Genomic DNA, 22197 nt, shown 5'->3' with positions numbered 1-22197 from the left:
GTAAATTGCAATCAGGAGGGAGACAATCAGCATGATTCTAGTAGATAAATCATCCATTCAAACCATTCCATTCCTTCATCTTGTGAAGGAAGAGGACATTGATAAACCATTGCCTACATGTTTCTTCATTCATGGCTTCACCAGTGCCAAAGAACATAATCTTCACTACGCCTACCTTCTTGCTGAAAAGGGATTCAGGGTGATCCTCCCCGATTGTTTGGAGCACGGAGAACGATCCTCTGGAAAATCAGAATATCAATTAGGGGAAGTGTTCTGGAAGATCGTATTGAATACGATTCATGAATTATCGATATTGAAAGAGCACTTTGAAGGAAAAGACCTGATCCAACCCGGCGGTATCGGTGTTGCCGGAACCTCCATGGGTGGGATCGTGACATTGGGTGCCCTGACACAATACGATTGGATCTCTGCAGCCGTATCGCTGATGGGAAACCCTACCTATGTAAGGTTTGCTGAGGCACAGCTGTCACAGGTGGAATCGTTAGGGTATGAAATTCCGTTCAGTGAAGAGGAAATCGAAAGCATGATGAGTGAGCTTTCCCATTACGACTTAAGTCTTCAACCGGAAAAGCTTGGAGGAAGGCCCCTTATGTTCTGGCATGGAAAACGGGACAAAGTCGTACCGTTCAATCTTACCAGGGATTTCTATGAAAGCATTTTACCTTATTACGAGAAGCAGCAAGACCATCTGCTCTTCATAGAAGATGATAAAGCCGATCATAAAGTGACGAGGGAAGGCGTGTTGGGACTCGTAGAGTGGTTTGAGAAGCATTTATCAGCCTAACCTTTTGTTTTATACCCGTTTGTTTGTTAAGATGGGTATTGAAATGGGATATGAAACAAGCATTAAGTTCGGAAAGGAGAGATGAGCATGGATCAAGATCTTAAAGACAATATGATGGGTGCTTTAGAACAGGTAGTCGACCCTGAATTAGGCATAGACATTGTTAATTTAGGTTTAGTATATGATGTGGAGCTGGACGACGAAGGGAAAGCGACGGTCACCATGACATTGACGTCAATGGGCTGCCCCCTCGCTGGAACCATCGTTGATCAAGTGAAGACAGCACTGAGGGATATTCCCGAAGTCAAGGAAACAGAAGTAGATATCGTCTGGAATCCGCCATGGAGCAAAGACAATATGTCCCGCTATGCGAAAATCGCATTGGGGATTCGATAATCCTCAAGATGCATGAAAAATCCCCCGGAGTGGCAAAATTTGCCTCCGGGGGATTTTTTTAGTGAAACGTCATTCAATCGATCCGGCAAATGGATACCGGACAGTTTTCACAGTCGATTTCATCCTTCAGATAATCCAGATCAAGGATCGTGATATATCCTCTATCCGACACCAACACGTTCTCTTTCTTCAATTCACTCAATAACCGGTTCACGACTTCCCTGGAGGATCCACAAAAGTTGGCCAATTCCTGATTGGTCAAGGGAAGATCAATTAGGATGCCGTGTTCAACGGATTTTCCGTAGCTATTGGTCATGCGGATCAAGGTAGAGTACAGGGCTCCTTTTTTTCCATGAAGGATAAGGTCGCGAAATTTTGTCTGATTCTGCTGGTTTTGAAGTTGAATCCATTTCAGCCATTTAATCGTCAGGTCCCCGTTTTGGGAAAGCCTTTCTTCAAATGCTTCTTTCGGCAAGACGTAAACGTCCGTATCCTCGATGATCCTCGCGCTGAGCATGTAATAGGCCTCTTTAGTGAATAGCGTCAATTCCCCTATGACATCATCCTTTGAACAGATACGCAGAGATAATTCACGTCCATCAGGAATGACTTTGCTAATTTGAACACGACCGCTTTTGATTAAATACAACTCGCGGGCATTTTTTCCTTCTTGAAACAAAAACGTTCCTTTTTTCACGGTTCTTACCGTATTTTTCTCAATGAATAGTTGTTTTATCTCGGAAGGAACTTCAGTCATTTCACTCATGCCATCACATCGTTTCCATCAAAATGTCTTATTCTTACAAGCTTAACAAAGGAACCGGATGGATAAAAGGGTTTAAGCGAAAATCAGGACGGCAGCTCCGACCACGGCGCAGTAAATCGCAAAATATTTTAAGTTCCCCTTCGCCATAATATTCATGAACCACTTCAAAGAGAAGTAAGAAGCGATCAGGGATGCAATGAAGGCAACTACATAAGGAACTGCCATGGAGGCAAGATTCGGGTCGTCCATCATGTCGCTGATTCCGAATACCATGACACCCACGCTGACGGGGATGTAAAGAAGGAATGAGAAGCGCAGTGCTGTTTCAGCCTTCATGCCGCTCGCCATCGCGGCTACGATGGTTGCACCTGAACGACTGATGCCAGGGATGAGGGCAACTGCCTGAGCAAGACCGATGACGATGGCGTCCTTCAGATTCAAGTCCCCGTCATTTTTTCTTCCTCTCAGGTTACGGATCAACCAGAGGGCGATACCTGTAATGATGAGTGTAATGCCGACCGTGACGACAGAAGTGAGATGTTCCTCGATGACATCTCCGAATAACACACCAATCACCCCTGCAGGGATGGTACCGATCAGTAAGTATATAATGAAATGAAAATCACGTTTTGTTTCCGGTGTTTTATGTTTGAAATAGCCCAATCCATTTACGATCAGACGCATGATGTCTTCACGGTAAATAATGAGTACGGCGAGTAAAGAAGCCGTATTGACGAGTATTTCAAAGGTCAGGGTTGCATCCTCGATTCCCAAGAAATGCTGAGCGAGCAATAGATGTCCACTCGATGAGATCGGGATCGGTTCAGTGAACCCTTGAAATATCCCTAAAAATAAGTATTTCATAATCAGATAAAAATCCATTGTGTATCCTCCAAGCTTTTTTTCTCCACATTTTTTAATTTAACACCATAAAGGGAAAGACTGTAAAGCCTTTTTCCAAATGTTAACCGAACCGTAACGTCTTTATCATATTTATCCTTCATCTGGCATGCATGAAAGATCCAGCTTGTAGAAAAATAGGAAGGAAGCATCGCTTCGAAAAAGGAGGGGTAAGAATGGGACAGTCACGACAATTCAGGGCCGGAGAAAAAGCACCGAACAATGGCGAATATATAGAAATAGGTGAAACCGGGAGCATGGTGAAGAATCCGCAGAAACTGCGTTTGAAGGCAGGGGACAGGTTTCCTGAGAACTCCAATCACAATCGTCTTTGGTCGTATATGAGAAAACCATGACCCATCAGGAACAAGGGTGCCCCGTCCGGCATTCCTTGTTCCTTTTTCTTTCCATTTTTCCTGACAAAGGGATATACTATAAGTAATGGTCAACAAAGGTCAAAATGCGAGGTGGAACACTGTGAATTTTGAACATATGACTTACAGCATTCAAGAAGGGCTGGTCTCGGCGGGGCAATTGGCTAAAGAAAAGCTACATACAGATGTCGGCATCCTTCATTTATGGAAGTCCCTGCTCATGTCGGAAGATAGTTTTCTTCGCACTATATACGATCGGGTCGGGGTAGACGTTCAGGTCTTTACGGAGTGGATGGATGAAAAGCTGAATGATATCCCTGCTGTGGAAGGGGAAGGAATCCAATACGGTCAGTATTTTTCAAGGGATATCCAGCAGCTCCTGCAGGATAGCGAGAGTCTGAAGAACAAGTGGGAAGATGACTATATTTCCATCGAACATCTTGCCCTATCGTTGTGGAAGCAAAAGAAGCATCCGGTTATCGTATACTTGACACAACAGCAAGTGACAGAAAAGGATGTAAAAGAAATCATTGAAGAGATCAGAGGAGGGAACAGGGTGACGACTCAAAACCCCGAAGTGAAATATGAAGCGCTTAAAAAATATGGACGGGATCTTGTAGCAGACGTCCGGTCAGGAAGAATCGACCCGGTCATCGGAAGGGACAGTGAAATCCGACACGTCATCAGGATCCTGTCACGTAAAACAAAGAATAATCCCGTCTTGATCGGTGAGCCGGGTGTCGGGAAGACTGCCATCGTGGAAGGTCTTGCCCAGAGGATCGTTCGTAAGGATGTTCCCGAAGGCTTGAAGGATAAGACGATATTTGAGCTGGACATGAGTTCTTTAGTGGCCGGAGCCAAATTCAGGGGTGAGTTCGAGGAGCGCTTGAAGGCGGTACTGCAAGAGGTGAAAAAGAGTGAAGGACGCATTCTCTTGTTCATTGATGAGCTTCATACGATTGTCGGTGCAGGGAAAACCGAGGGAGCCATGGATGCCGGGAATATCCTGAAACCGATGCTGGCAAGGGGAGAGCTACACTGTATCGGGGCGACGACCCTGAATGAATACAGAAAATATATCGAAAAGGATCCCGCCTTGGAAAGACGCTTTCAACAGGTGCTCGTCCAGGAGCCAAATGTGGAGGATACGATTTCCATCCTGAGGGGGTTAAAGGAACGGTTTGAAATCCATCACGGGGTCAATATTCATGACCGGGCGATCGTCGCTGCATCCAGGTTGTCCGATCGCTATTTATCCGATCGGTTCCTGCCGGACAAAGCCATCGACTTGATCGATGAGGCATGTGCCATGATCAGGACAGAAATCGACTCCATGCCGTCGGAACTCGATGAAGTCACACGTAAAGTGATGCAGCTTGAAATTGAAGAAGCAGCACTGAATAAGGAAAAAGACGCAGCAAGTCTTGAGCGACTCGACCGTATCCGTGAAGACCTTAGTAATCTGAAGGAAAAAGCCAATAGCATGAAATTAAAGTGGCAGCAAGAGAAAGAAAGCATCGGGATCGTACAGGAGAAACGGGAGGAATTGGAGAAGCTCAGGCGCCTGTTGGAAGAAGCCGAGGGCGATTATGACCTGAATAAAGCAGCAGAGCTCAGACACGGACGGATCCCGGCTATGGAAAAAGAGCTTGAGGCCATTGAACAGGAAATGATGAAGGAACAGGAAGGACGCCTCCTCAGGGAAGAAGTAACGGAAGAAGAAGTGGCGAACATCGTAGCAAGGTGGACGGGTATTCCTGTGACAAAACTCGTGGAAGGTGAAAGGGAAAAGCTATTAAAACTCGATCACATTCTTCATGAACGGGTGATCGGCCAGGACGAGGCTGTTCAATTGGTCAGTGATGCGGTCATACGGGCAAGGGCCGGAATCAAGGATCCGAACAGGCCGATTGGTTCCTTTATATTTTTGGGACCAACCGGGGTAGGGAAGACAGAGCTTGCGAAAACGCTCGCCCAGACACTGTTTGACAGTGAGGAGCAGATGATCCGCATCGATATGTCAGAATATATGGAGAAGCATGCGGTTTCCCGATTGATCGGTGCACCTCCGGGTTATGTAGGGTATGAAGAGGGCGGCCAGCTGACGGAAGCCATCAGGCGTAAACCGTATTCTGTCATATTACTGGATGAAATTGAAAAAGCCCACCCGGAGGTATTCAACATCCTCCTGCAAATGCTGGACGACGGCCGGATCACCGATTCCCAGGGCAGGACCATTGATTGTAAGAATACCGTGATCATCATGACTTCCAATATCGGGTCGGCTCATCTCCTTGAGCGGAATAAAGGGGAAGAAGAGATCGATACACAAACGAAGGATCTCGTGATGGGTCAGTTGCGTTCGGCATTCCGCCCTGAGTTTTTAAACCGGGTGGATGACATTATTCTATTCAAACCGTTGAGCATTCAAAATATCAAGGGGATTATTGAGAAACTCATGGACGACCTTCAGCAACGGGTAGAAGAACAGCAAATCACCCTCTCTCTTACTGATGGGGCGAAAGAATTCATCGCCCAATCCGCCTATGATCCCGTTTACGGAGCACGGCCTTTAAAAAGGTATCTCCAAAGGGAAGTAGAAACCAAGCTTGCAAGAGAGCTCATATCAGGAAATATACGACAAGGTCAAACCATCACGATTGGTGCAGGTGAAAATGGTCTATCGATTCATTAAATCAAAAAAAAGCAGCCGGATTTGGCTGCTTTTTTTAATGGTTTTCGACAGGCTCGTTTGGAATAACAAGCGTGATGAGGAATACCAATACCGCAAAACAAACGGTAAGGATTAATCCTGTTTCGAAGTGAAATTTAATTCCATTCATCGAACTTACAACGTAAGTCAACATTTCAGACAGTGCGAAAGCCCAGAAGATCATCCAGAAAAATCTCACGCCAAGTCACCTCATTCCTATGTAATCAGCTTAATCGTATGTTGTAACCCATTTCAATCTTTTTTATTTTACCATAGCTTTATCAATTAATAAATGGCGAATATGTGAAATGTAAACCCTCTCATCCTTACCTCAAAAGGCATCATTTTAAAATAAAAGAGAGGCATTGGGCTATCTCCCTTACCATTGCTGCTTTCTTACATAAACTATAGTGACTTACTATGTAAAAAGGAGAAATTCAAATGAATCAGCGATTGTTTCAATTAGAGCAAGAGTGGTGCATGATTCATTATCCTGAACGACCAAATGGATTCGCTGTAATGATTATAGGAGATTCCCATCATTATGTAGATGGGAACAGTAGCTTTTGGGTCCAGCATGAAGCACGCTATAAGTGGATTCAAGAGCTTACTGTTAAGGGATATATCGTCTTTTATAGTAATCTTTATGGAGCGAATTGGGGTAGCGATCAAGCCGTGCAACTGGCAAAACGACTCTATCAGCATGTAAAGCGGAATGAAATCATCAATGGAAAGATCCACATACTGGCTGAAGGAATGGGAGCATTGGTGTTAAAAAATCTCTATCCGAAATTGGAACATGATATTAGAAGCGCCGTCTTGCTTTCACCATGCGTGTCATTATATGACCACTTCGAACAAGAAAAGGAGCAGAAATTTTTTTATAAAAAAGTCATAAAAGAACTTTCACAAATGCTTAATGTCAAGGAAGAGGAATGTGAAGCCTTCATCTCAAAACAATCACAGGACTTTAACGTGTTCAAAACGATGTCCATTCCCTTATATATTGTTCAGTCAATGACTCTAAATCGTTATAAAAATCAATTCACTCTCATAAAAGATATATATACGGAGCGTTTAGAAAAAGGATCATCTACGGATCTATTCTTTGTTCTTCCTGAAAAACGAGGATCTCTTGGAGGGAAGTTTGCCTCTTACTTTTCCTTACATGAAAAAGAGTTATAACGAATAAATTGGAGTGATTGAGTTGAATCATGCATTCGTATTTGCTGCTCAACAGTTTTTGGGATTTGAGCTCTGTGATGCCCTCCTGGAAGAAGGGTGGACCGTGACCGCCATCGACGAGGACAAAGGTACAAAGGATAAATGGATGGAAATAGGAAGGAATGCAAACCTTGAGTACGTACCCTATGGGGAATGGGATAGGGACGTGCGAGCGGGGTCCAATGTATTCCTTCCATATTACGACCAGCTGCGAGGGGACAAAGTCAGTTACTTATCAGAGGTAGAGACACTGGTTTCAAAAAAGAACCAACCCTTCCATGTGATCCGGATCTATCCGAATGAGAAAGGGAATGAAGATGTGAAAGAGGACGGGACCTCCTTTTACCTCCCTACGTTATACGGCATCCATCAACCGGAGGAATTTCTGTTTGCTCAGCTTTTGACCGGAAGGGAGGAAATTTCCGAATATGTAGATGACCCTTCAGGAGCTATTTATGTAAAAGATGCTGCCAGAACGATAGTCAATCTTTCAATGAAGAAAGAACGATTCTCCCTCAAGCCTCTCTCCAATCAGAGTTGGAAAGAAGCTCTATCGTATATAACAAATGAAACATTTTCAGATGTTCCCGTAAATTCCGCACGCGGGGGTGAAGAGGTGATTGTCAGGCCTTCCAAGTCCCACAAGAGCATTATTGAGGAGCAAAAAGAAGGAATACGCATCCATGAAAATCAGGAGTGAGAAAACTTTTTCTTTTCTTTGAGATGCAGGTGAGGGTAAAATAGGGATGATGTAATGATGATCTATTAGACTTTTTATAGATGCTGCACGGGCTTTAAAGGAGTTGCTGCACATGAGTAAGAAATGGTACACGATTTTCTTGATTGTCTTCCTGACAGGGCTGAGCGGTTGCTCGACGGGAGACAGCACAGAAATAGAAAAGGCAGGTTTACTGGTTCCGGAAGCGGTTAATGATGGGGTATGGGGAACAAAAGGATACAAGGGATTATTAAAAATACAATCCGATTATCATGCAGACGTTTTCTATAAAGAGGGTATGAAAAGCGATACATCAATCAAGCAGGCTGTGGATGAATTCAATGATAAGGACGTTACGCTGTTATTTGGCCATGGCAGTGAATATGCGGAAGTCTTTAACGACTTGGCAGAGGAGTATCCCGCCATTCACTTTGTCAGCTTTAACGGTAATGCCACGGAGAAAAACACGACAAGCCTACAATTCAAGGGCTATGCAATGGGCTTTTTTGGAGGTATGACAGCAGCCTTTCACTCAAAGACAAAAAAGATCGGTGTGATTGCTGCCTTTGATTGGCAGCCTGAAGTACAAGGCTTTATAGACGGGGCTAAATACCAAAACAGTGACACCGAATTAAAGGTAGAATATACCCATCACTGGGATGATCAAGCCGCGGCTCTAAAAGAGTTGGACCTTTTAATGAACGAGGATATCGATGTTGTATATCCTGCAGGTGACGGCTATAATGTAGCTGTAATCGAAAAGCTGAAGGAAAATGGACTTTATGCCATAGGGTATGTATCCGATCAATCAGATCTCGGGGAATCAACGGTCTTAACCAGCACGGTTCAGCATGCAGATAAGGTGTATGGAATAGTGGCAGACAGGTTCGCAAAGGGCGAGCTTGAGTCCGGCAACCTGGAATTTGATTTTGAAGACGGCGTGATATCCATGGGGAAATTCAGTCCGGTCATTCCGAAAGATTTTCAAGCTGAAATGAAGAAACATATTCAGGACTATATTGACACAGGCAAATTGCCCAATGGAAAGGAATCGAAGCAATGAATCAAGACAAAACAATGGAATTTATGCAGATTGCCATGAAGTATCTCCCAGAGGCGAAGGAACAACTCGATCAAGCAGGTATCGAGTTTTCCCCGGAAATGCTGCAGCCTTTCATGACGCTTTTCACCCAAGTCATGAGTGAAGCTTATGAATTAGGCAAACAGGATGCCTTACATAAAGAGTAAGTGGATAAAAAGACGGATCATCGCACGTTCGATGATCCGTTTTTTTATATATTTTCATTATACAATCGAACTGAACGATTATTTACTATTCAATTGTTTTAGAAAGGGACTGATTTTTTTATAGAGCGGTTTTAATTCATCGATGGAATTCATGATGGAATGAACCCCATCCAGCAATGATGGCCCGTCTGCCTTCATGTTATATTCTTCCCGAGAAGGAGAATCTTCTTTTTTCCTTTCCCTTCCTCCATACATCATTTGATCAAATGGATGCTGCCTCTTTTCTTCAGACATATTCTCACCCCCTCTGCCTACTAATTAACCTATGTATGACAGGGTTGTACGAGTATGGTCAAACGTGTAGAAGGTAGGAAGAAGTAAAAAATAATTGCAGAAAGTAGAAATCTTCGATAAAATTAGTACCAAGTCATAATAATTGATAATAATCGAAGAGTATATGAAAAAATTATAAACGAAAGTAGGGAACGCCAGTATGAATACAGGTATTATTGGAATTGGACGTTATCTTCCTGAAAAGATCTTAACAAACGCGGACCTGGAGAAAATGGTGGATACTTCGGATGAATGGATACGTACAAGAACAGGGATTGAAGAGAGAAGAATAGCAAATAATGAAACGAATACCTCTGATATGGCTTATGAAGCTGCGAAGAAAGCGATCGCTGATGCTGAAATCACGCCCGAGGAAATCGATTTGATCATGGTTGCGACAGTTACCCCCGATTATCCGTTTCCTTCGGTTGCCTGCCTCCTTCAAGAACGCCTGGGAGCAAAAAAGGCTGCTGCAATGGATATCAGTGCCGCTTGTGCAGGTTTTATGTATGGTATGATTACGGCAAAGCAGTTCATCGATAATGGTGCGTACAAGAATGTCCTTGTGGTCGGCGTGGAGAAACTATCCAAAATCACGGATTGGGAAGACCGGAATACGGCTGTTCTGTTTGGGGATGCTGCCGGTGCGGCCGTTCTTGGACCGGTTCCGGACGGTAAAGGGATCCTTGCCTTTGAATTGGGATCGGATGGATCCGGAGCCAAGCACTTATATCAAGAAGAAAAGCTGGTTATGAACGGGCGTGAAGTGTTTAAGTTTGCGGTTCGTCAAATGGGTGAATCCAGTATCAATGTCATTGAAAAAGCAGGTTTGAAAAAAGAGGATGTTGATTTTCTGATTCCTCACCAGGCAAATATCCGCATCATGGAAGCAGCAAGGCAAAGACTGGAGCTGCCGGTGGAAAAGATGTCTAAGACTGTAAATAAATATGGAAATACTTCAGCGGCTTCCATTCCGGTGTCCCTAATCGAGGACCTGGAAGCGGGAAGAGTGAAAGAGAACGATGTCGTTGTCATGGTAGGTTTCGGTGGCGGCTTGACATGGGGCGCGATCATCATGCGCTGGGGTAAATAAATAAGAAATCACAAGCTTATCTACAACTTGCAGATAAAGGAGATGGATATATATGAATAAAAAGCGTGTAGTAGTTACAGGACTGGGAAGCGTCACGCCTTTGGGGAATGATGTTGAATCGACCTGGTCGAATATTTTAGCCGGAAAAACGGGTGTTGGGCCTTTGACGCGCTTGAATGCCGATGAGTACCCTGCAAAAGTAGCGGCAGAATTAAAAGACTTTAATATCGAAGAATTCGGTGTGGAAAGAAAAGAAGCAAGAAAGATGGACCGCTTCACTCACTATGCGATTGCGGCGTCATTAATGGCTGTAAAAGATTCCAAGCTTTCCATCACAGACGAAAATGCCCACCGGGTCGGCGTATGGATCGGTTCAGGTATCGGAGGGATGGAAACATTCGAACAGCAATATGAAACATTCCAAAAACGCGGTTATCGCCGAGTAAGCCCATTCTTCGTGCCGATGATCATTCCGGATATGGCAGCTGGGCAGGTGTCCATCATGCTTGGCGCGAAAGGATTCAACTCCTGTACCGTAACCGCATGTGCAACGGGTACGAACTCAATCGGAGATGCCTTTAAAGTCATTCAGCGGGGAGACGCTGATGTGATGGTTTCGGGTGGAGCGGAAGCACCTATCACGAAAATGTCCGTTGCCGGCTTCTGTGCAAACACGGCCCTTTCCACAAACACTGATCCTGAAAAAGCTTCCAGACCATTCGATGCAAACCGTGACGGATTTGTAATGGGAGAAGGAGCGGGGATCGTGGTTCTTGAAGAGCTTGAGCATGCCCTGAAACGGGGAGCACCGATTTATGCTGAAATCGTCGGGTATGGCTGTACGGGAGATGCATATCATATCACGGCTCCAGCTCCGGCGGGAGAAGGTGGGGCAAGAGCGATGAAAATGGCCCTTGAAGACGGCGGAATCCTTCCTGAACAGATGGATTACATCAATGCCCATGGAACAAGCACTCCATATAACGATAAGTACGAAACGATGGCCGTGAAAGAAGTGTTTGGAGAACACGCTTATAAATTGGCCATGAGCTCAACGAAATCGATGACCGGTCACCTTCTTGGTGCAGCCGGCGGTGTGGAAGCCATTTTCACCGTACTCGCGATGAAAGACAGTGTCCTTCCTCCGACGATCAATATTGAAACGCCAGACCCTGATTGTGATCTTGACTATGTAGCGAACGAAGCAAGAAAACAAGAGGTAAATGTAGCAATGAGTAATTCATTGGGCTTCGGTGGCCACAATGCGACCATCGTATTTAAAAAATACAACGACTAATCATAAACAAACGGGCCTGCCAAGCAATTGGCAGGCCCGTTTGTTCATTCCAGCTCCCCCGGCGGGCCAAATTGCTGGTGCTTTTAGGTTGTGAGCCCTCTTTTCTTTACATATACATAATAAAAAAGATGGAAAAGAGGGATGAAGGTGGCCGTTGCTCCTACTGATGAGTGGTTAGGGAACTTGATCGATAAGCCATTGGAGCTGCTGAAAAAAACGATCAATGGAAAAGACGATCAACCATCGTTTTATCAATATCTCATGAAACACGGAATGTACCGGTCAGCACACCATGCCGGGGATATTTATGAAAAAATGAAAGAAAAGAACCTCTGGGAACGATTTACCCTTTATGAAAAAAAGTATAAGCGAAAATGGAATGGACCGAGCGTCCCAATTTATTTATTCCCCGTACAGGAAAAAAGGGGAATGTTCCAAACCTCAATGAAGAAATCAGGGGTATGCTTTAAAGATGAAATCTTTTTCTTTGTCACGGACCAGGAAGACCCTAAAGAATATGAAGCTTTATTTGTTCATGAATACCATCACTGTGTCAGGATGAAGCGATTAAGGAAAAACGATGATCAGTACACACTGCTTGACTCCATCATCTTTGAAGGACTGGCAGAAAATGCCGTAAAAGAATACTGCGGTGAAAAGTATGTGGCAACTTGGACAATAGCCTATGAAGAGAAAGAAATGTCACGTTACTACAAAAAATGGATAGAACCCAATCTGGAGGTGAAACGAAGCAGTCCCCTTCATGATCAGCTTCTTCTTGGTCAGAAATCCTATCCTAAAATGCTGGGGTATTCCTCCGGATATAGATTGGTGCAAAACTATTTGAATAAGCATGATACATCAACGATCTCCCTCTTAGGGGAACCTTCGTCAGTATTTTTGCCCTAAGATTATGGGGTCAGGCAATTCTGGGACAGATCTTTGAAAAATAGGCCCGGGTTTCGTCATATCTTCCCACAACGTTCATAAACTATAGTAAGCATGGACGAGCTTCATTATCTTAATGCAAGGATAGAGGCGGAAGGTATGGTGGTACAATTGTTCGGGCTCTTTATCGGATTTGGACTGGCTGTTTCAGGAGGGGTAAGCCTGATTATGTATTTAAATCTGCTTACGACCGGAATGTCGTTTATAGACTATCTATTCTTTGTATCCAACCGGGTCGAATGTTATTTATTCCTTTTGGGAATCCTCATCATCACGCTCTCAATCTATATACCCCGCAGAAAAATATAGTGACTATCCATAAAACCCCTGAATGATAGGAATAAATTTACACCGATTAGCCTATACTGATTGACAAATAAGATTGAAGCAAAGCGAGGGGTCAATCATGTTATATCTTCATGATGTATGGGTAAATTGGTTCGAAGGCGAAGAAAATGGTTATAATGTCTGCCATTTTCATGAATGGAGAAAAGAGGACGTTATTGAATTACTGGATCAGGTTCCTCTGATTAAAGTGGACACGGTACTGTTTCATTACATCGAGAATGATTTATCAGAGTTACCTCAACAACTGCTCAATAATGTCTACCAGAAAGCATACTTGCGAAAAAACCACGAACGGATTCAATTGGATTATTGCTTCATCGTAACCGATGGGACGGGGATAATGGCAGTGGATACAATCGGCTATACCGTACCGATCAGAAAGAGCAGGCTCATTCCCAGACAGGAACAATTGGTATATGAAATGGTCGAAAGTCATGAAGTATCACAGTACTCCGTTGAGACCGATTCTAAAAGGGAGGGTGCCTATCACATCCTTTCCCCGAGTCCTTATATAATGAGTGGACTGACCAGAAAGGAAAGACAATTGAAACAGCTGTTGTTCATGGCGCTCGATCAACTTCACAGTTCCAACAACACAGCGGAAATACGTTACTGGTACACCGAATGGGCACCGGAGCGCTACCGCACCATACAGGAAATGGATTTCGAGGACATATGGCAGATGCTATATGAAGAAATCCAGTACGGTTGGTCGGACAAGCATCTGACTCTCTGTGAGAATTTAATCAAGGGACAGCCGTTTTTTGAAAAACTGTGGGAAGTTGAAAATCGTCCAAAGGTGAATTAATGGTCAGTGATAAACCTTGAGTCCTATAAAGGACTTGAGGTTTTTTGTTTGGACTAAACCTAAATAAAAAGACCAGGAACTACCCTGGCAGCTCCTGGTCGATATCATTATTTTCTCTTTCTTTCTTTTCTTCCCAATCCCATGGCTTTTTCCATCTTCTTCAGCATTTTGTTTGCCGTGAAGTTTGCTTTCTCAGCACCGCGGTCCAGAATATCATCCAATTCATCGGAGTCGATCAATTCATAATAGCGGTCCTGTACCGGCTTGATGGCGTTGACAACCACTTGGGCAAGGTCTCCTTTGAACTCCCCATATCCTTTACCCTCATACTTCTCTTCAAGTTCTTCTATTGAAGTGCCTTCAAGGATCGAGTAGATGGAAAGAAGGTTCGACACTCCCGGTTTGTTTTCTTTGTCGTATTTTACAATGCCATCCGAATCGGTCACGGCACTTTTGATTTTTTTCTCGATCTGCTTTGGATCGTCAAGCAGTGTGATGAACGCTTTCTGATTAGGGTCGGATTTACTCATCTTCTTTAACGGGTCCTGAAGGGACATCACCCGGGCACCGACTTTAGGAATACGGACTTGGGGTACAGTGAAGATATTGTTGTACTTATTGTTGAAGCGTTCCGCAAGATTTCTCGTCAATTCCAGATGCTGCTTCTGATCCTCCCCGACCGGTACAAGGTCCGTTCCATATAACAGGATGTCAGCCGCCATTAACGGTGGATACGTTAATAATCCTGCCGATACGGCTTCTTTACCATGCGACTTATCCTTGAACTGTGTCATTCTTTCAAGCTCGCCTATATATGTGACACACTGTAAGATCCAGCCTGCCTGCGCGTGTGCAGGGACCTCCGATTGAATGAATAAAGTTGATTTCTCAGGATCGATGCCACATGCGATATATAGGGCAGCAAGACTGCGGATGTTTTTACGCAGTTCCATTTTATCCTGCGCCACCGTGATGGCGTGCTGGTCAACCACACAAAAATAACAATTATATTCTTCCTGGAGCTCGGTGAATTGCTTCATCGCCCCGATGTAATTACCGAGGGTGATCGTTCCACTCGGCTGAATGCCGCTAAAAATCGTTTTCATCTCATTTCCTCCTATATTTACACAAAATAAAAACCCACCCGTCCTATGAAAAATAGGGACGAATGGGATCATTTCCGCGGTGCCACCCTAAGTACTCGAATGAGTCAGCTTAGTCCATGCGTGCATGGAACCCCTTTAACGTGAGGTTAGTCCGTTAAATGCTACTATCAGTTCACAAATAAAGCTCCGAAGTCCATTCCTTTTCACATGACTGCTTGTTCGCACCATTCACAAGCTCTCTTTAAATCAATAAGAAAAGTACTACTCTTCATCTGCGCTTCTACACTCGATTTATATAGTTTTATTATATGAAAAAACGATTGATAATTCAAGTGTACAAAAGATACGTCAGAACAATGGATAGAACGAGTGTCAGGGCACCTATCGTCAAAAAGGACGTTGTAACGGAATAGGAGCGTTGGACCCCGAACTCCTCATGAGCTTCTTTCATTTCATCCAAATCATCGAACTGAGAAATATACTTCCCCTGTTTGGTGCTGTTTCGGAATCTTTTAAAAGCATACACGATCCCATTAAAAAATCCTTTCTGAAAAATATAAAGGAGGGCCCCAAGACCGACATACGTAATTCCGATAATAAACAAGCTGTCTATAATAGAAAGAAGCAGATTTTTCTTCTGCAGTAATGCCACCACAACAGCGATGACGAATAAAAGTGATGTAAATATATGGAATAGTCTGATTCGTTTCATAATGCTCCTTAAGATGTTTTTATCAAAAGTATACATGAAGGATAAAGGAGAATTCAATCCTCGTACATATATATTCAATCCGCCCTGAAGTGTATGGGCAGTGACAACAAACATCCGTGCACGGCGTACAAGTGAAGGAATCTAAATTCAAACAGTAGTGGAAGAGAAGTTAAGTATGAATTCTATTATTTATATTTAGTCTACAGATTTAATATTTATAATATCAGCGAGTGTTGAGAGGGGAAAAATCATCCCACTTGTAAATAGCCGTCATAAACCTGAAATTTACAATTGTAACAATTGTAATGGGACAAACTCTCTAAAATGTTTAAGTTAAACACTGATATAACAGGGTTTTACCAACAATATACCTACTAATCTGATAATTTAGCAAAAAAACTGTTAAATTCATATTGCAATAATTTCTCTATCATGTATAATAAGTAACAAATCTTCTGAAAATTAGAAGATAAATAAATATGAGATTTACGAGGAGGTCAATTTCAAGATGAAGAAAAAGTTTTCATTCTTGCTGGTTCTTCTTCTGGCGCTAAGTACGTTCCTTGCTGCCTGTGGTGGTAATGATAAGACTAGCGACAACGGAAGTTCTGGAGACGACGGTGACAAGACAGAAAAGAAAGAACAAGTACTTAACTTACTTGAGGGTTCTGAGATCCCATCAATGGACTCTACTCTAGCAACTGACTCTGTTTCATTCAAAATCATGAACAACGTTTATGAAGGTCTTTACCGTTTGGGTGAAGATGACAAAGCTGTACTAGGTATGGCTGCTGAAGAACCACAGATCAGTGAAGACGGTAAAACATACACGTTCAAGATCCGTGATGCGAAATGGTCTAACGGAGATCCCGTTACAGCTAACGACTTCGTTTACGCTTGGCAAAAAGCTTTAAACCCTGACACTGGTGCAGAGTATGCGTACATCATGTACGATATCAAAAACGCTGCTAAAGTGAATGCTGGTGAAGTACCAGTTGAAGAATTAGGTGTTAAAGCTGTTGATGATAAAACTCTAGAAGTTCAGCTTGAAACAGCTGTACCATATTTCAAAGCTTTACTTTCTTTCGCGACTTTCTATCCACAAAACCAAAAATTCGTTGAGTCTCAAGGCGACAAATACGGTCTTGAAGCTGACACGGCTCTTTACAATGGTCCATTCACACTTTCTGAGTGGAAGCATGAGCAAAGCTACAAATTATCGAAAAATGATAACTACTGGGATAAAGATACTGTTAAGTTAGATGAAGTAAACTTTAACGTTGTTAAAGATACTGCTACAGGTGTAAACCTTTATGAAACAAACAAAGTAGATGTTGCGGGTCTATCAGCTGAATTTGTAGATAAATACAAATCAGATGAGAACTTCAAGACACTTGCTGAAACTTCTGTATTCTTCCTTCGTTTGAACCAAAAGAACGAAGTATTGAACAACGTAAATGCACGTAAAGCAATCGATGCTGCGTATGATAAGAAAGGTATGGTTGATGTCCTTCTTAACAACGGATCCCTTCCTGCTTACTACTTAGTACCAAAAGATTTCGTAACTGGTCCTGATGGAACTGAATACCGTGAAGCGGTTGGCGATTTCGGTGGATTTGACGCTAAAAAAGCGGCAGACTACTGGGCTAAGGCTAAAGAAGAGTTAGGTAAAGATTCTATTGAATTAGAATTATTAAACTATGACTCTGACAGCTCTAAGAAAATCGGTGAATTCTTAAAAGAACAACTTGAGCAAAACCTTGAAGGGTTAACGGTCAACATCAAAGCACAACCATTCAAGCAAAAGCTTGAATTAGAATCTAAAGGTCAATATGACTTCTCATTCGCTGGTTGGGGTCCTGACTATCCAGATCCGATGACATTCGTTGACATGTTCGTTACTGACGGTGCTCATAACCAAATGGGTTACTCAAATCCTGAATATGACAAGTTAATCGAACAAGCTAAAGGTGAACTTCTTGATGATCCTGAAGCTCGCTGGCAGGCAATGATTGACGCTGAAAAGATCCTTTTCGAAGATCAAGCGATCAGTCCAATGTACCAACGTGGATCTGCTTACTTACAGCGTCCATATGTTAAAGGTCTGTTACGTCACTCATTTGGTGCAGATGCATCATACAAATGGGCTTACATTGAGTAGAAGTTAACTCATTCGACAAACCTTAGGGGGGAGAGCGTATGCATAGGCATATGCTCTCCTTTTCCAGTGAGTGTCGATAATTATCAAAAAAGTAAAAATACATTGAAAATTTGTCGAAAATCGCTATAATAAAAAATGTAGAAAAAATAAGATAAAAAAAGGGGGGCTAAAGAATGGTCAGATATACAATTCAACGTATCGTCTATATGATCATCACTTTGCTTATCATTGCAACCGCCACTTTCTTTCTGATGAAGCTCCTGCCTGGATCTCCACTGCAAAACACAGAAAGGCTGACTCCGGAACAACAACAAATCATCCTGGATAAATATGGTCTGAACGACCCGCTGCCTGAGCAATATATCAACTATATGGTTGGGCTGGCTAAAGGAGATTTAGGGTTGTCCTTCCAATATGATAATCGTCCAGTTACACAAATACTTGGAGATCGTATTGGTCCTTCCTCACTTCTAGGATTTCAAGCAATGGTATTAGGAACATTTTTAGGACTCTTGGTTGGAATAATAGCAGCAATCAGACATAATACATGGTTAGATTATGGTTCTACCTTTTTGGCTGTATTAGGTATTTCAATTCCATCCTTCGTATTCGCGGGATTACTTCAATATTATGTGGGTGTAAAGCTTGAGTGGCTGCCTGTAGCCCTATGGGGTGAATACAAGCATACCATTCTTCCTACACTGGCTCTTACGGTTGGTGTAGTGGCTACTATTGCACGTTTTATGAGAACAGAAATGTTAGAGATTTTAAACTCTGATTACATTTTACTTGCGACTGCTAAAGGTATTTCAAAAACAGGAACCATTGTGAAGCATGCTGTAAGAAACGCAATGATTCCAATTGTTACGATTCTTGGGCCAATGACAGTATCCGTTATGACAGGATCATTAGTAGTTGAACGGATATTTGCGGTTCCTGGATTAGGGGAACAATTCGTATTATCAATCAATACAAATGACTACACCGTTATTATGGGTATCACCCTTTTCTTCAGTGCTTTATTCATCGGTGTTATTTTCTTGGTAGATATTCTGTACGGAATCATTGATCCACGTATTCGCTTAGCTGGAGGGAAGAAATAATGGAAGCAAACAAAAAGAAATTAGAACAACTCAGTCCAGACCTCTTCCAACCCCAACAGGCTAGTGGAGATGAGTCAGAGAAAATTTCACGTCCGAGCCTAAATTTTTGGCAGGATTCATGGATTCGCTTACGGAAGAATAAAGGTGCCCTTGTCGGGATGGTAATTACGGCGATCATTATATTCTTCGCGATTTTTGGGCCAATGATGAACGACTATAAATTTAGTGATCAAAATATTCGACATGCAAAATTACCTCCTAAAATTGAAGCGCTTTCAGGGATTAGTTGGCTTCCGTTCGATGGTAAGGATGCAGATGGCTTTGATGTCTATGAAGCTAGACAAATCAAGGAAACCTATTGGTTTGGTACGGACGATTTAGGGCGAGACCTATGGACGCGTACTTGGAATGGTACTCGTATTTCCCTTTATATTGGTATACTTGCTGCCGTCATTGACTTTTTGATTGGTATTTCATACGGTGGAATATCTGCTTATTATGGTGGTAAAGTCGATGATATCATGCAACGTATCATTGAAATCCTTGTTGGAATTCCTAACTTGATTGTTGTGATCCTCTTTATCTTGATTTTTGAGCCGGGAATATTCTCGATCACGATGGCGATGGTAATAACTGGTTGGACTGGTATGGCACGTATTGTTCGCGGTCAAGTGCTCCAGTTAAAGAACCAGGAATTTGTTCTGGCTTCTAGAACACTAGGCGCAACCAGCAACAGATTAATCTTTAAACACTTACTTCCGAATGTTATGGGGCCTGTTATCATCACTACTATGTTTACAGTCCCATCTGCAATCTATGTTGAAGCATTCTTGAGCTTTATCGGATTGGGAATTGCTCCACCACGAGCGTCTCTGGGATCATTAGTGAATGATGGATATAAATCTATTCAATCATTCCCTCATATGATGCTAGTACCTTCTGCAGTCATTTCATTAGTCATCCTAAGCTTTAACCTAATGGCCGATGGCTTACGTGACGCACTAGATCCAAAAATGCGAAAGTAATCGAAGGGAGATAATATTATGTCAAAAATACTAGAAGTGAAAGATCTACACGTCTCCTTCAATACGCATGGAGGAGAAGTACAGGCTGTGCGCGGTGTAGATTTCCATTTAGATAAAGGTGAAACATTAGCAATCGTGGGAGAATCAGGTTCCGGTAAATCGGTTACCACGAAAGCACTTATGAGATTGATTCCAAACCCGCCGGGATTCATCAAAGGTGGAGAGATCCTTTTTGAAGGAAAAGATTTAGCAAAGCTTCCAGAGAAAGATATGCAAAAGATCCGAGGAAAAGATATTTCTATGATCTTCCAGGATCCAATGACGTCTTTAAACCCAACCATGACGATTGGTAAACAAATCATGGAACCCCTTGTGAAACATCAAAATATGAGTAAAAATGACGCGAAAAAACGCGCGATTGAATTGCTTAAACTGGTTGGTCTTCCAAGCCCTGAAACCCGCTTTAAACAGTATCCACATCAATTTTCCGGCGGTCAGCGTCAGCGTGTCGTCATCGCGATTGCACTTGCTTGTAATCCGAAGATCCTTATTGCCGATGAACCGACAACGGCTTTGGATGTGACGATACAGGCGCAAATTCTCGAGTTGATGAAGGACCTCCAAAATAAAATTGAAACGTCCATCATTTTCATCACCCATGACCTTGGCGTTGTGGCGAACGTAGCTGATCGTGTAGCCGTCATGTATGGTGGACAGATTGTAGAAACGGGTACAGTAGACGAAATCTTCTATGATCCGCGTCACCCGTACACATGGGGACTGATCGGTTCCATGCCTACAACCGATACGGAAGGTGAGCAGGAGTTAGTGGCGATTCCTGGTACTCCTCCTGATTTATTGCATCCACCAAAAGGCGATGCCTTCGCTCTACGCAGTGAATATGCCCTTAAAGTGGACTTTGAACAAGAGCCGCCATATTACCAGGTGTCAGACACTCACTATGTGAAATCCTGGCTGCTCCACCCGAGTGCTCCACAGGTAGAGCCACCGGAAGCAGTAAAAGCAAGACAAAGACAAATGCCGTCAAACTTCAAAGAACCGGTACTTGTTGAGGGGGTTCGTCTATAATGGCAGAAAAATTACTGGAAATTAAGAATCTTAAACAATATTTCAACCCTGGTAAACCGAATATGGTTAAAGCGGTTGACGATATCAGCTTTGATATTTATAAAGGGGAAACCCTGGGTCTTGTTGGGGAATCCGGCTGCGGAAAATCAACGACAGGGCGTACGATCATCCGTTTATATGACGCAACAGACGGTCAGGTCCTCTTTAACGGTGAGGACGTTCACGGCAAAAAATCACGTTCTCAGTTGAAAAAATTCAACCGTAAAATGCAAATGATCTTCCAGGATCCGTATGCAAGTCTGAATCCACGTATGAAGGTAGCCGATATCATTGCGGAAGGTATCGATATTCATGGGTTGGCTACTTCAAAGGAAGAACGCCTGAAAAGGGTTCACGACCTCCTTGAGACAGTTGGATTGAACAAAGAGCATGCCGGACGTTATCCGCATGAATTCTCCGGTGGACAGCGTCAGCGTATCGGGATTGCCCGTGCCCTTGCTGTGGATCCTGACTTCATCATTGCCGATGAGCCTATTTCCGCCCTTGATGTTTCGATTCAAGCACAGGTTGTCAATCTGATGCAGGAACTTCAAAAAGAGAAAGGTTTAACCTATTTATTCATTGCCCATGACCTTTCCATGGTGAAGTACATCAGTGACCGCATCGGCGTAATGTATTATGGAAAGCTGGTTGAATTAACAACGAGTGATGCACTATATAAAAATCCGCTTCATCCTTATACTCAATCGCTTCTATCTGCGATTCCGTTACCGGATCCCGAGTATGAGCGCACACGCAGAAGAAAAGAGTATAATCCGTCTGTTCATAACTATACAGAGGATGATAACCTTGAAATGCGTGAAGTGGTACCAGGACATTTCGTTTACTGTTCTGAAAAAGAATTTGCGCAATACAAAGCTCAATATAAAAACTAAGCAGGAAAAAGCTCCCTTCAATGAGGGGAGTTTTTTTCATGGATACCGTCTTATATTAGAAGAAAGTCATAAAATAAATAGAAGATTATTCATTT

Annotated in this window: 24 protein-coding genes and 1 other annotated feature; of the genes, 18 read left to right on the top strand and 6 right to left on the bottom strand. The window is 42.9% G+C overall.

Annotated elements, in window-relative coordinates; translation table 11 throughout:
• Positions 1-31 precede the first annotated feature (31 nt).
• Together CN378_RS14095 and CN378_RS14090 are read left to right on the top strand one after the other, a co-directional pair.
• Complete coding sequence (locus CN378_RS14095; RefSeq protein WP_098352918.1) at positions 32-805, top strand: prolyl oligopeptidase family serine peptidase; 774 nt, start codon at positions 32-34, stop codon at positions 803-805.
• Positions 806-892: 87 nt separating this feature from the next.
• On the top strand, positions 893-1201 hold the full coding sequence (locus CN378_RS14090) for a metal-sulfur cluster assembly factor (protein WP_098352916.1): 309 nt from the start codon (positions 893-895) through the stop codon (positions 1199-1201).
• Between the two features lie 73 nt (positions 1202-1274).
• Here CN378_RS14090 and CN378_RS14085 read toward each other — a convergent pair whose 3' ends face one another.
• Together CN378_RS14085 and CN378_RS14080 are read right to left on the bottom strand one after the other, a co-directional pair.
• Entirely contained in the window at positions 1275-1967 is a 693-nt protein-coding gene (locus CN378_RS14085) for a Crp/Fnr family transcriptional regulator (RefSeq protein ID WP_098352914.1), read from the bottom strand.
• A 72-nt stretch (positions 1968-2039) separates the two neighbouring features.
• Positions 2040-2849, bottom strand: a complete 810-nt coding sequence (locus CN378_RS14080) for an undecaprenyl-diphosphate phosphatase (RefSeq protein ID WP_098352912.1) — start codon at positions 2847-2849, stop codon at positions 2040-2042.
• A gap of 194 nt (positions 2850-3043) precedes the next feature.
• Between CN378_RS14080 and CN378_RS14075 the strand changes: the two genes are divergently transcribed.
• Together CN378_RS14075 and clpB are read left to right on the top strand one after the other, a co-directional pair.
• The gene (locus tag CN378_RS14075) at positions 3044-3223 is read left to right on the top strand and encodes a YjzC family protein (protein ID WP_034763424.1); all 180 of its coding nucleotides are present in this window, start codon (positions 3044-3046) and stop codon (positions 3221-3223) included.
• A 121-nt stretch (positions 3224-3344) separates the two neighbouring features.
• Positions 3345-5936: an ATP-dependent chaperone ClpB gene (gene clpB, locus CN378_RS14070; protein WP_483295085.1), complete on the top strand. Its 2592-nt coding sequence runs from the start codon at positions 3345-3347 to the stop codon at positions 5934-5936.
• Between the two features lie 34 nt (positions 5937-5970).
• Here the strand turns inward: clpB and CN378_RS14065 are convergent, their stop codons facing one another.
• The gene (locus CN378_RS14065; RefSeq protein ID WP_306471875.1) at positions 5971-6138 is read right to left on the bottom strand and encodes a YjzD family protein; all 168 of its coding nucleotides are present in this window, start codon (positions 6136-6138) and stop codon (positions 5971-5973) included.
• A gap of 257 nt (positions 6139-6395) precedes the next feature.
• Here CN378_RS14065 and CN378_RS14060 point away from each other — a divergent pair, with 257 nt between their 5' ends.
• The 4 genes from CN378_RS14060 (at position 6396) to CN378_RS14045 (ending at position 9144) form a co-directional block, all read left to right on the top strand.
• Positions 6396-7139, top strand: a complete 744-nt coding sequence (locus CN378_RS14060) for a hydrolase (RefSeq protein WP_098352908.1) — start codon at positions 6396-6398, stop codon at positions 7137-7139.
• A 22-nt stretch (positions 7140-7161) separates the two neighbouring features.
• Positions 7162-7878 (top strand): hypothetical protein, encoded by a 717-nt coding sequence (locus CN378_RS14055; RefSeq protein WP_098352906.1) that lies wholly within the window; start codon positions 7162-7164, stop codon positions 7876-7878.
• A 112-nt stretch (positions 7879-7990) separates the two neighbouring features.
• Complete coding sequence (locus tag CN378_RS14050; RefSeq protein ID WP_098352904.1) at positions 7991-8959, top strand: BMP family ABC transporter substrate-binding protein; 969 nt, start codon at positions 7991-7993, stop codon at positions 8957-8959.
• Positions 8956-9144: a ComZ family protein gene (locus CN378_RS14045; RefSeq protein ID WP_098352902.1), complete on the top strand. Its 189-nt coding sequence runs from the start codon at positions 8956-8958 to the stop codon at positions 9142-9144. Before CN378_RS14050 ends, CN378_RS14045 begins: the two co-directional genes overlap by 4 nt.
• 78 nt (positions 9145-9222) lie before the next feature.
• Here the strand turns inward: CN378_RS14045 and CN378_RS14040 are convergent, their stop codons facing one another.
• Positions 9223-9438, bottom strand: a complete 216-nt coding sequence (locus CN378_RS14040; RefSeq protein ID WP_098352900.1) for a hypothetical protein — start codon at positions 9436-9438, stop codon at positions 9223-9225.
• A 199-nt stretch (positions 9439-9637) separates the two neighbouring features.
• On the opposite strand from CN378_RS14040, the gene CN378_RS14035 reads away from it, so the two are divergent.
• From CN378_RS14035 to CN378_RS14015, 5 genes are all read left to right on the top strand, one after another.
• A complete protein-coding gene (locus CN378_RS14035) occupies positions 9638-10570 on the top strand; it encodes a beta-ketoacyl-ACP synthase III (RefSeq protein WP_098352898.1) in 933 nt (310 codons plus the stop codon).
• 52 nt (positions 10571-10622) lie between these two features.
• A complete protein-coding gene (gene fabF / locus CN378_RS14030; protein ID WP_098352896.1) occupies positions 10623-11867 on the top strand; it encodes a beta-ketoacyl-ACP synthase II in 1245 nt (414 codons plus the stop codon).
• Between the two features lie 141 nt (positions 11868-12008).
• Positions 12009-12776 (top strand): DUF2268 domain-containing putative Zn-dependent protease, encoded by a 768-nt coding sequence (locus tag CN378_RS14025; protein ID WP_098352895.1) that lies wholly within the window; start codon positions 12009-12011, stop codon positions 12774-12776.
• 138 nt (positions 12777-12914) lie between these two features.
• The gene (locus CN378_RS14020) at positions 12915-13124 is read left to right on the top strand and encodes a YuzI family membrane protein (protein ID WP_098352893.1); all 210 of its coding nucleotides are present in this window, start codon (positions 12915-12917) and stop codon (positions 13122-13124) included.
• A 97-nt stretch (positions 13125-13221) separates the two neighbouring features.
• Entirely contained in the window at positions 13222-13971 is a 750-nt protein-coding gene (locus CN378_RS14015; RefSeq protein WP_098352891.1) for a YjbA family protein, read from the top strand.
• A gap of 107 nt (positions 13972-14078) precedes the next feature.
• On the opposite strand, the gene trpS is transcribed toward CN378_RS14015, so the two are convergent.
• Positions 14079-15077 carry a tryptophan--tRNA ligase gene (gene trpS / locus CN378_RS14010; protein ID WP_098352889.1) on the bottom strand — a complete coding sequence of 333 codons (999 nt, stop codon included), beginning with the start codon at positions 15075-15077 and terminating at the stop codon, positions 14079-14081.
• Between the two features lie 51 nt (positions 15078-15128).
• Positions 15129-15361 (bottom strand) — a binding site (T-box leader).
• Between the two features lie 44 nt (positions 15362-15405).
• Positions 15406-15789: a DUF3899 domain-containing protein gene (locus tag CN378_RS14005; RefSeq protein ID WP_179884927.1), complete on the bottom strand. Its 384-nt coding sequence runs from the start codon at positions 15787-15789 to the stop codon at positions 15406-15408.
• Positions 15790-16297: 508 nt separating this feature from the next.
• Between CN378_RS14005 and CN378_RS14000 the strand changes: the two genes are divergently transcribed.
• From CN378_RS14000 to CN378_RS13980, 5 genes are all read left to right on the top strand, one after another.
• Positions 16298-17950 carry a peptide ABC transporter substrate-binding protein gene (locus CN378_RS14000; RefSeq protein ID WP_098352885.1) on the top strand — a complete coding sequence of 551 codons (1653 nt, stop codon included), beginning with the start codon at positions 16298-16300 and terminating at the stop codon, positions 17948-17950.
• Between the two features lie 173 nt (positions 17951-18123).
• Positions 18124-19053 (top strand): oligopeptide ABC transporter permease, encoded by a 930-nt coding sequence (gene opp3b, locus CN378_RS13995; protein WP_098352883.1) that lies wholly within the window; start codon positions 18124-18126, stop codon positions 19051-19053.
• Positions 19053-20078, top strand: a complete 1026-nt coding sequence (gene opp3C, locus CN378_RS13990) for an oligopeptide ABC transporter permease (protein ID WP_098352882.1) — start codon at positions 19053-19055, stop codon at positions 20076-20078. The genes opp3b and opp3C overlap by 1 nt, the downstream gene beginning before the upstream one ends.
• A gap of 18 nt (positions 20079-20096) precedes the next feature.
• Positions 20097-21167 (top strand): ABC transporter ATP-binding protein, encoded by a 1071-nt coding sequence (locus tag CN378_RS13985; RefSeq protein ID WP_098352880.1) that lies wholly within the window; start codon positions 20097-20099, stop codon positions 21165-21167.
• Positions 21167-22102, top strand: a complete 936-nt coding sequence (locus tag CN378_RS13980; protein ID WP_098352878.1) for an ABC transporter ATP-binding protein — start codon at positions 21167-21169, stop codon at positions 22100-22102. The genes CN378_RS13985 and CN378_RS13980 overlap by 1 nt, the downstream gene beginning before the upstream one ends.
• The last annotated feature ends 95 nt before the right edge of the window (positions 22103-22197 follow it).

Origin of the sequence: Bacillus sp. AFS015802 (assembly GCF_002561455.1) — a bacterium.
Lineage (GTDB): Bacteria > Bacillota > Bacilli > Bacillales > Bacillaceae_B > Rossellomorea.
Note: the sequence above shows the minus strand (reverse complement) of the source record. Positions and strands in the feature narration are given on the sequence as shown.

What these genes read in the sequence shown, in the direction of transcription:
- CN378_RS14035 (WP_098352898.1), top strand. Translation starts at nt 9,638, where the DNA reads ATGAATACAGGTATTATTGGAATTGGACGTTATCTTCCTGAAAAGATC.
- CN378_RS14015 (WP_098352891.1), top strand. Translation starts at nt 13,222, where the DNA reads ATGTTATATCTTCATGATGTATGGGTAAATTGGTTCGAAGGCGAAGAA.
- CN378_RS14040 (WP_098352900.1), bottom strand. Translation starts at nt 9,438, where the DNA reads ATGTCTGAAGAAAAGAGGCAGCATCCATTTGATCAAATGATGTATGGA.
- CN378_RS14005 (WP_179884927.1), bottom strand. Translation starts at nt 15,789, where the DNA reads ATGAAACGAATCAGACTATTCCATATATTTACATCACTTTTATTCGTC.
- CN378_RS13985 (WP_098352880.1), top strand. Translation starts at nt 20,097, where the DNA reads ATGTCAAAAATACTAGAAGTGAAAGATCTACACGTCTCCTTCAATACG.
- CN378_RS14075 (WP_034763424.1), top strand. Translation starts at nt 3,044, where the DNA reads ATGGGACAGTCACGACAATTCAGGGCCGGAGAAAAAGCACCGAACAAT.
- CN378_RS14050 (WP_098352904.1), top strand. Translation starts at nt 7,991, where the DNA reads ATGAGTAAGAAATGGTACACGATTTTCTTGATTGTCTTCCTGACAGGG.
- CN378_RS14025 (WP_098352895.1), top strand. Translation starts at nt 12,009, where the DNA reads ATGAAGGTGGCCGTTGCTCCTACTGATGAGTGGTTAGGGAACTTGATC.
- trpS (WP_098352889.1), bottom strand. Translation starts at nt 15,077, where the DNA reads ATGAAAACGATTTTTAGCGGCATTCAGCCGAGTGGAACGATCACCCTC.
- CN378_RS14060 (WP_098352908.1), top strand. Translation starts at nt 6,396, where the DNA reads ATGAATCAGCGATTGTTTCAATTAGAGCAAGAGTGGTGCATGATTCAT.
- CN378_RS14090 (WP_098352916.1), top strand. Translation starts at nt 893, where the DNA reads ATGGATCAAGATCTTAAAGACAATATGATGGGTGCTTTAGAACAGGTA.
- CN378_RS14000 (WP_098352885.1), top strand. Translation starts at nt 16,298, where the DNA reads ATGAAGAAAAAGTTTTCATTCTTGCTGGTTCTTCTTCTGGCGCTAAGT.
- CN378_RS14045 (WP_098352902.1), top strand. Translation starts at nt 8,956, where the DNA reads ATGAATCAAGACAAAACAATGGAATTTATGCAGATTGCCATGAAGTAT.
- CN378_RS14065 (WP_306471875.1), bottom strand. Translation starts at nt 6,138, where the DNA reads ATGATCTTCTGGGCTTTCGCACTGTCTGAAATGTTGACTTACGTTGTA.
- CN378_RS14080 (WP_098352912.1), bottom strand. Translation starts at nt 2,849, where the DNA reads ATGGATTTTTATCTGATTATGAAATACTTATTTTTAGGGATATTTCAA.
- CN378_RS14095 (WP_098352918.1), top strand. Translation starts at nt 32, where the DNA reads ATGATTCTAGTAGATAAATCATCCATTCAAACCATTCCATTCCTTCAT.
- CN378_RS14085 (WP_098352914.1), bottom strand. Translation starts at nt 1,967, where the DNA reads ATGAGTGAAATGACTGAAGTTCCTTCCGAGATAAAACAACTATTCATT.
- fabF (WP_098352896.1), top strand. Translation starts at nt 10,623, where the DNA reads ATGAATAAAAAGCGTGTAGTAGTTACAGGACTGGGAAGCGTCACGCCT.
- opp3b (WP_098352883.1), top strand. Translation starts at nt 18,124, where the DNA reads ATGGTCAGATATACAATTCAACGTATCGTCTATATGATCATCACTTTG.
- opp3C (WP_098352882.1), top strand. Translation starts at nt 19,053, where the DNA reads ATGGAAGCAAACAAAAAGAAATTAGAACAACTCAGTCCAGACCTCTTC.
- CN378_RS14020 (WP_098352893.1), top strand. Translation starts at nt 12,915, where the DNA reads ATGGTGGTACAATTGTTCGGGCTCTTTATCGGATTTGGACTGGCTGTT.
- CN378_RS13980 (WP_098352878.1), top strand. Translation starts at nt 21,167, where the DNA reads ATGGCAGAAAAATTACTGGAAATTAAGAATCTTAAACAATATTTCAAC.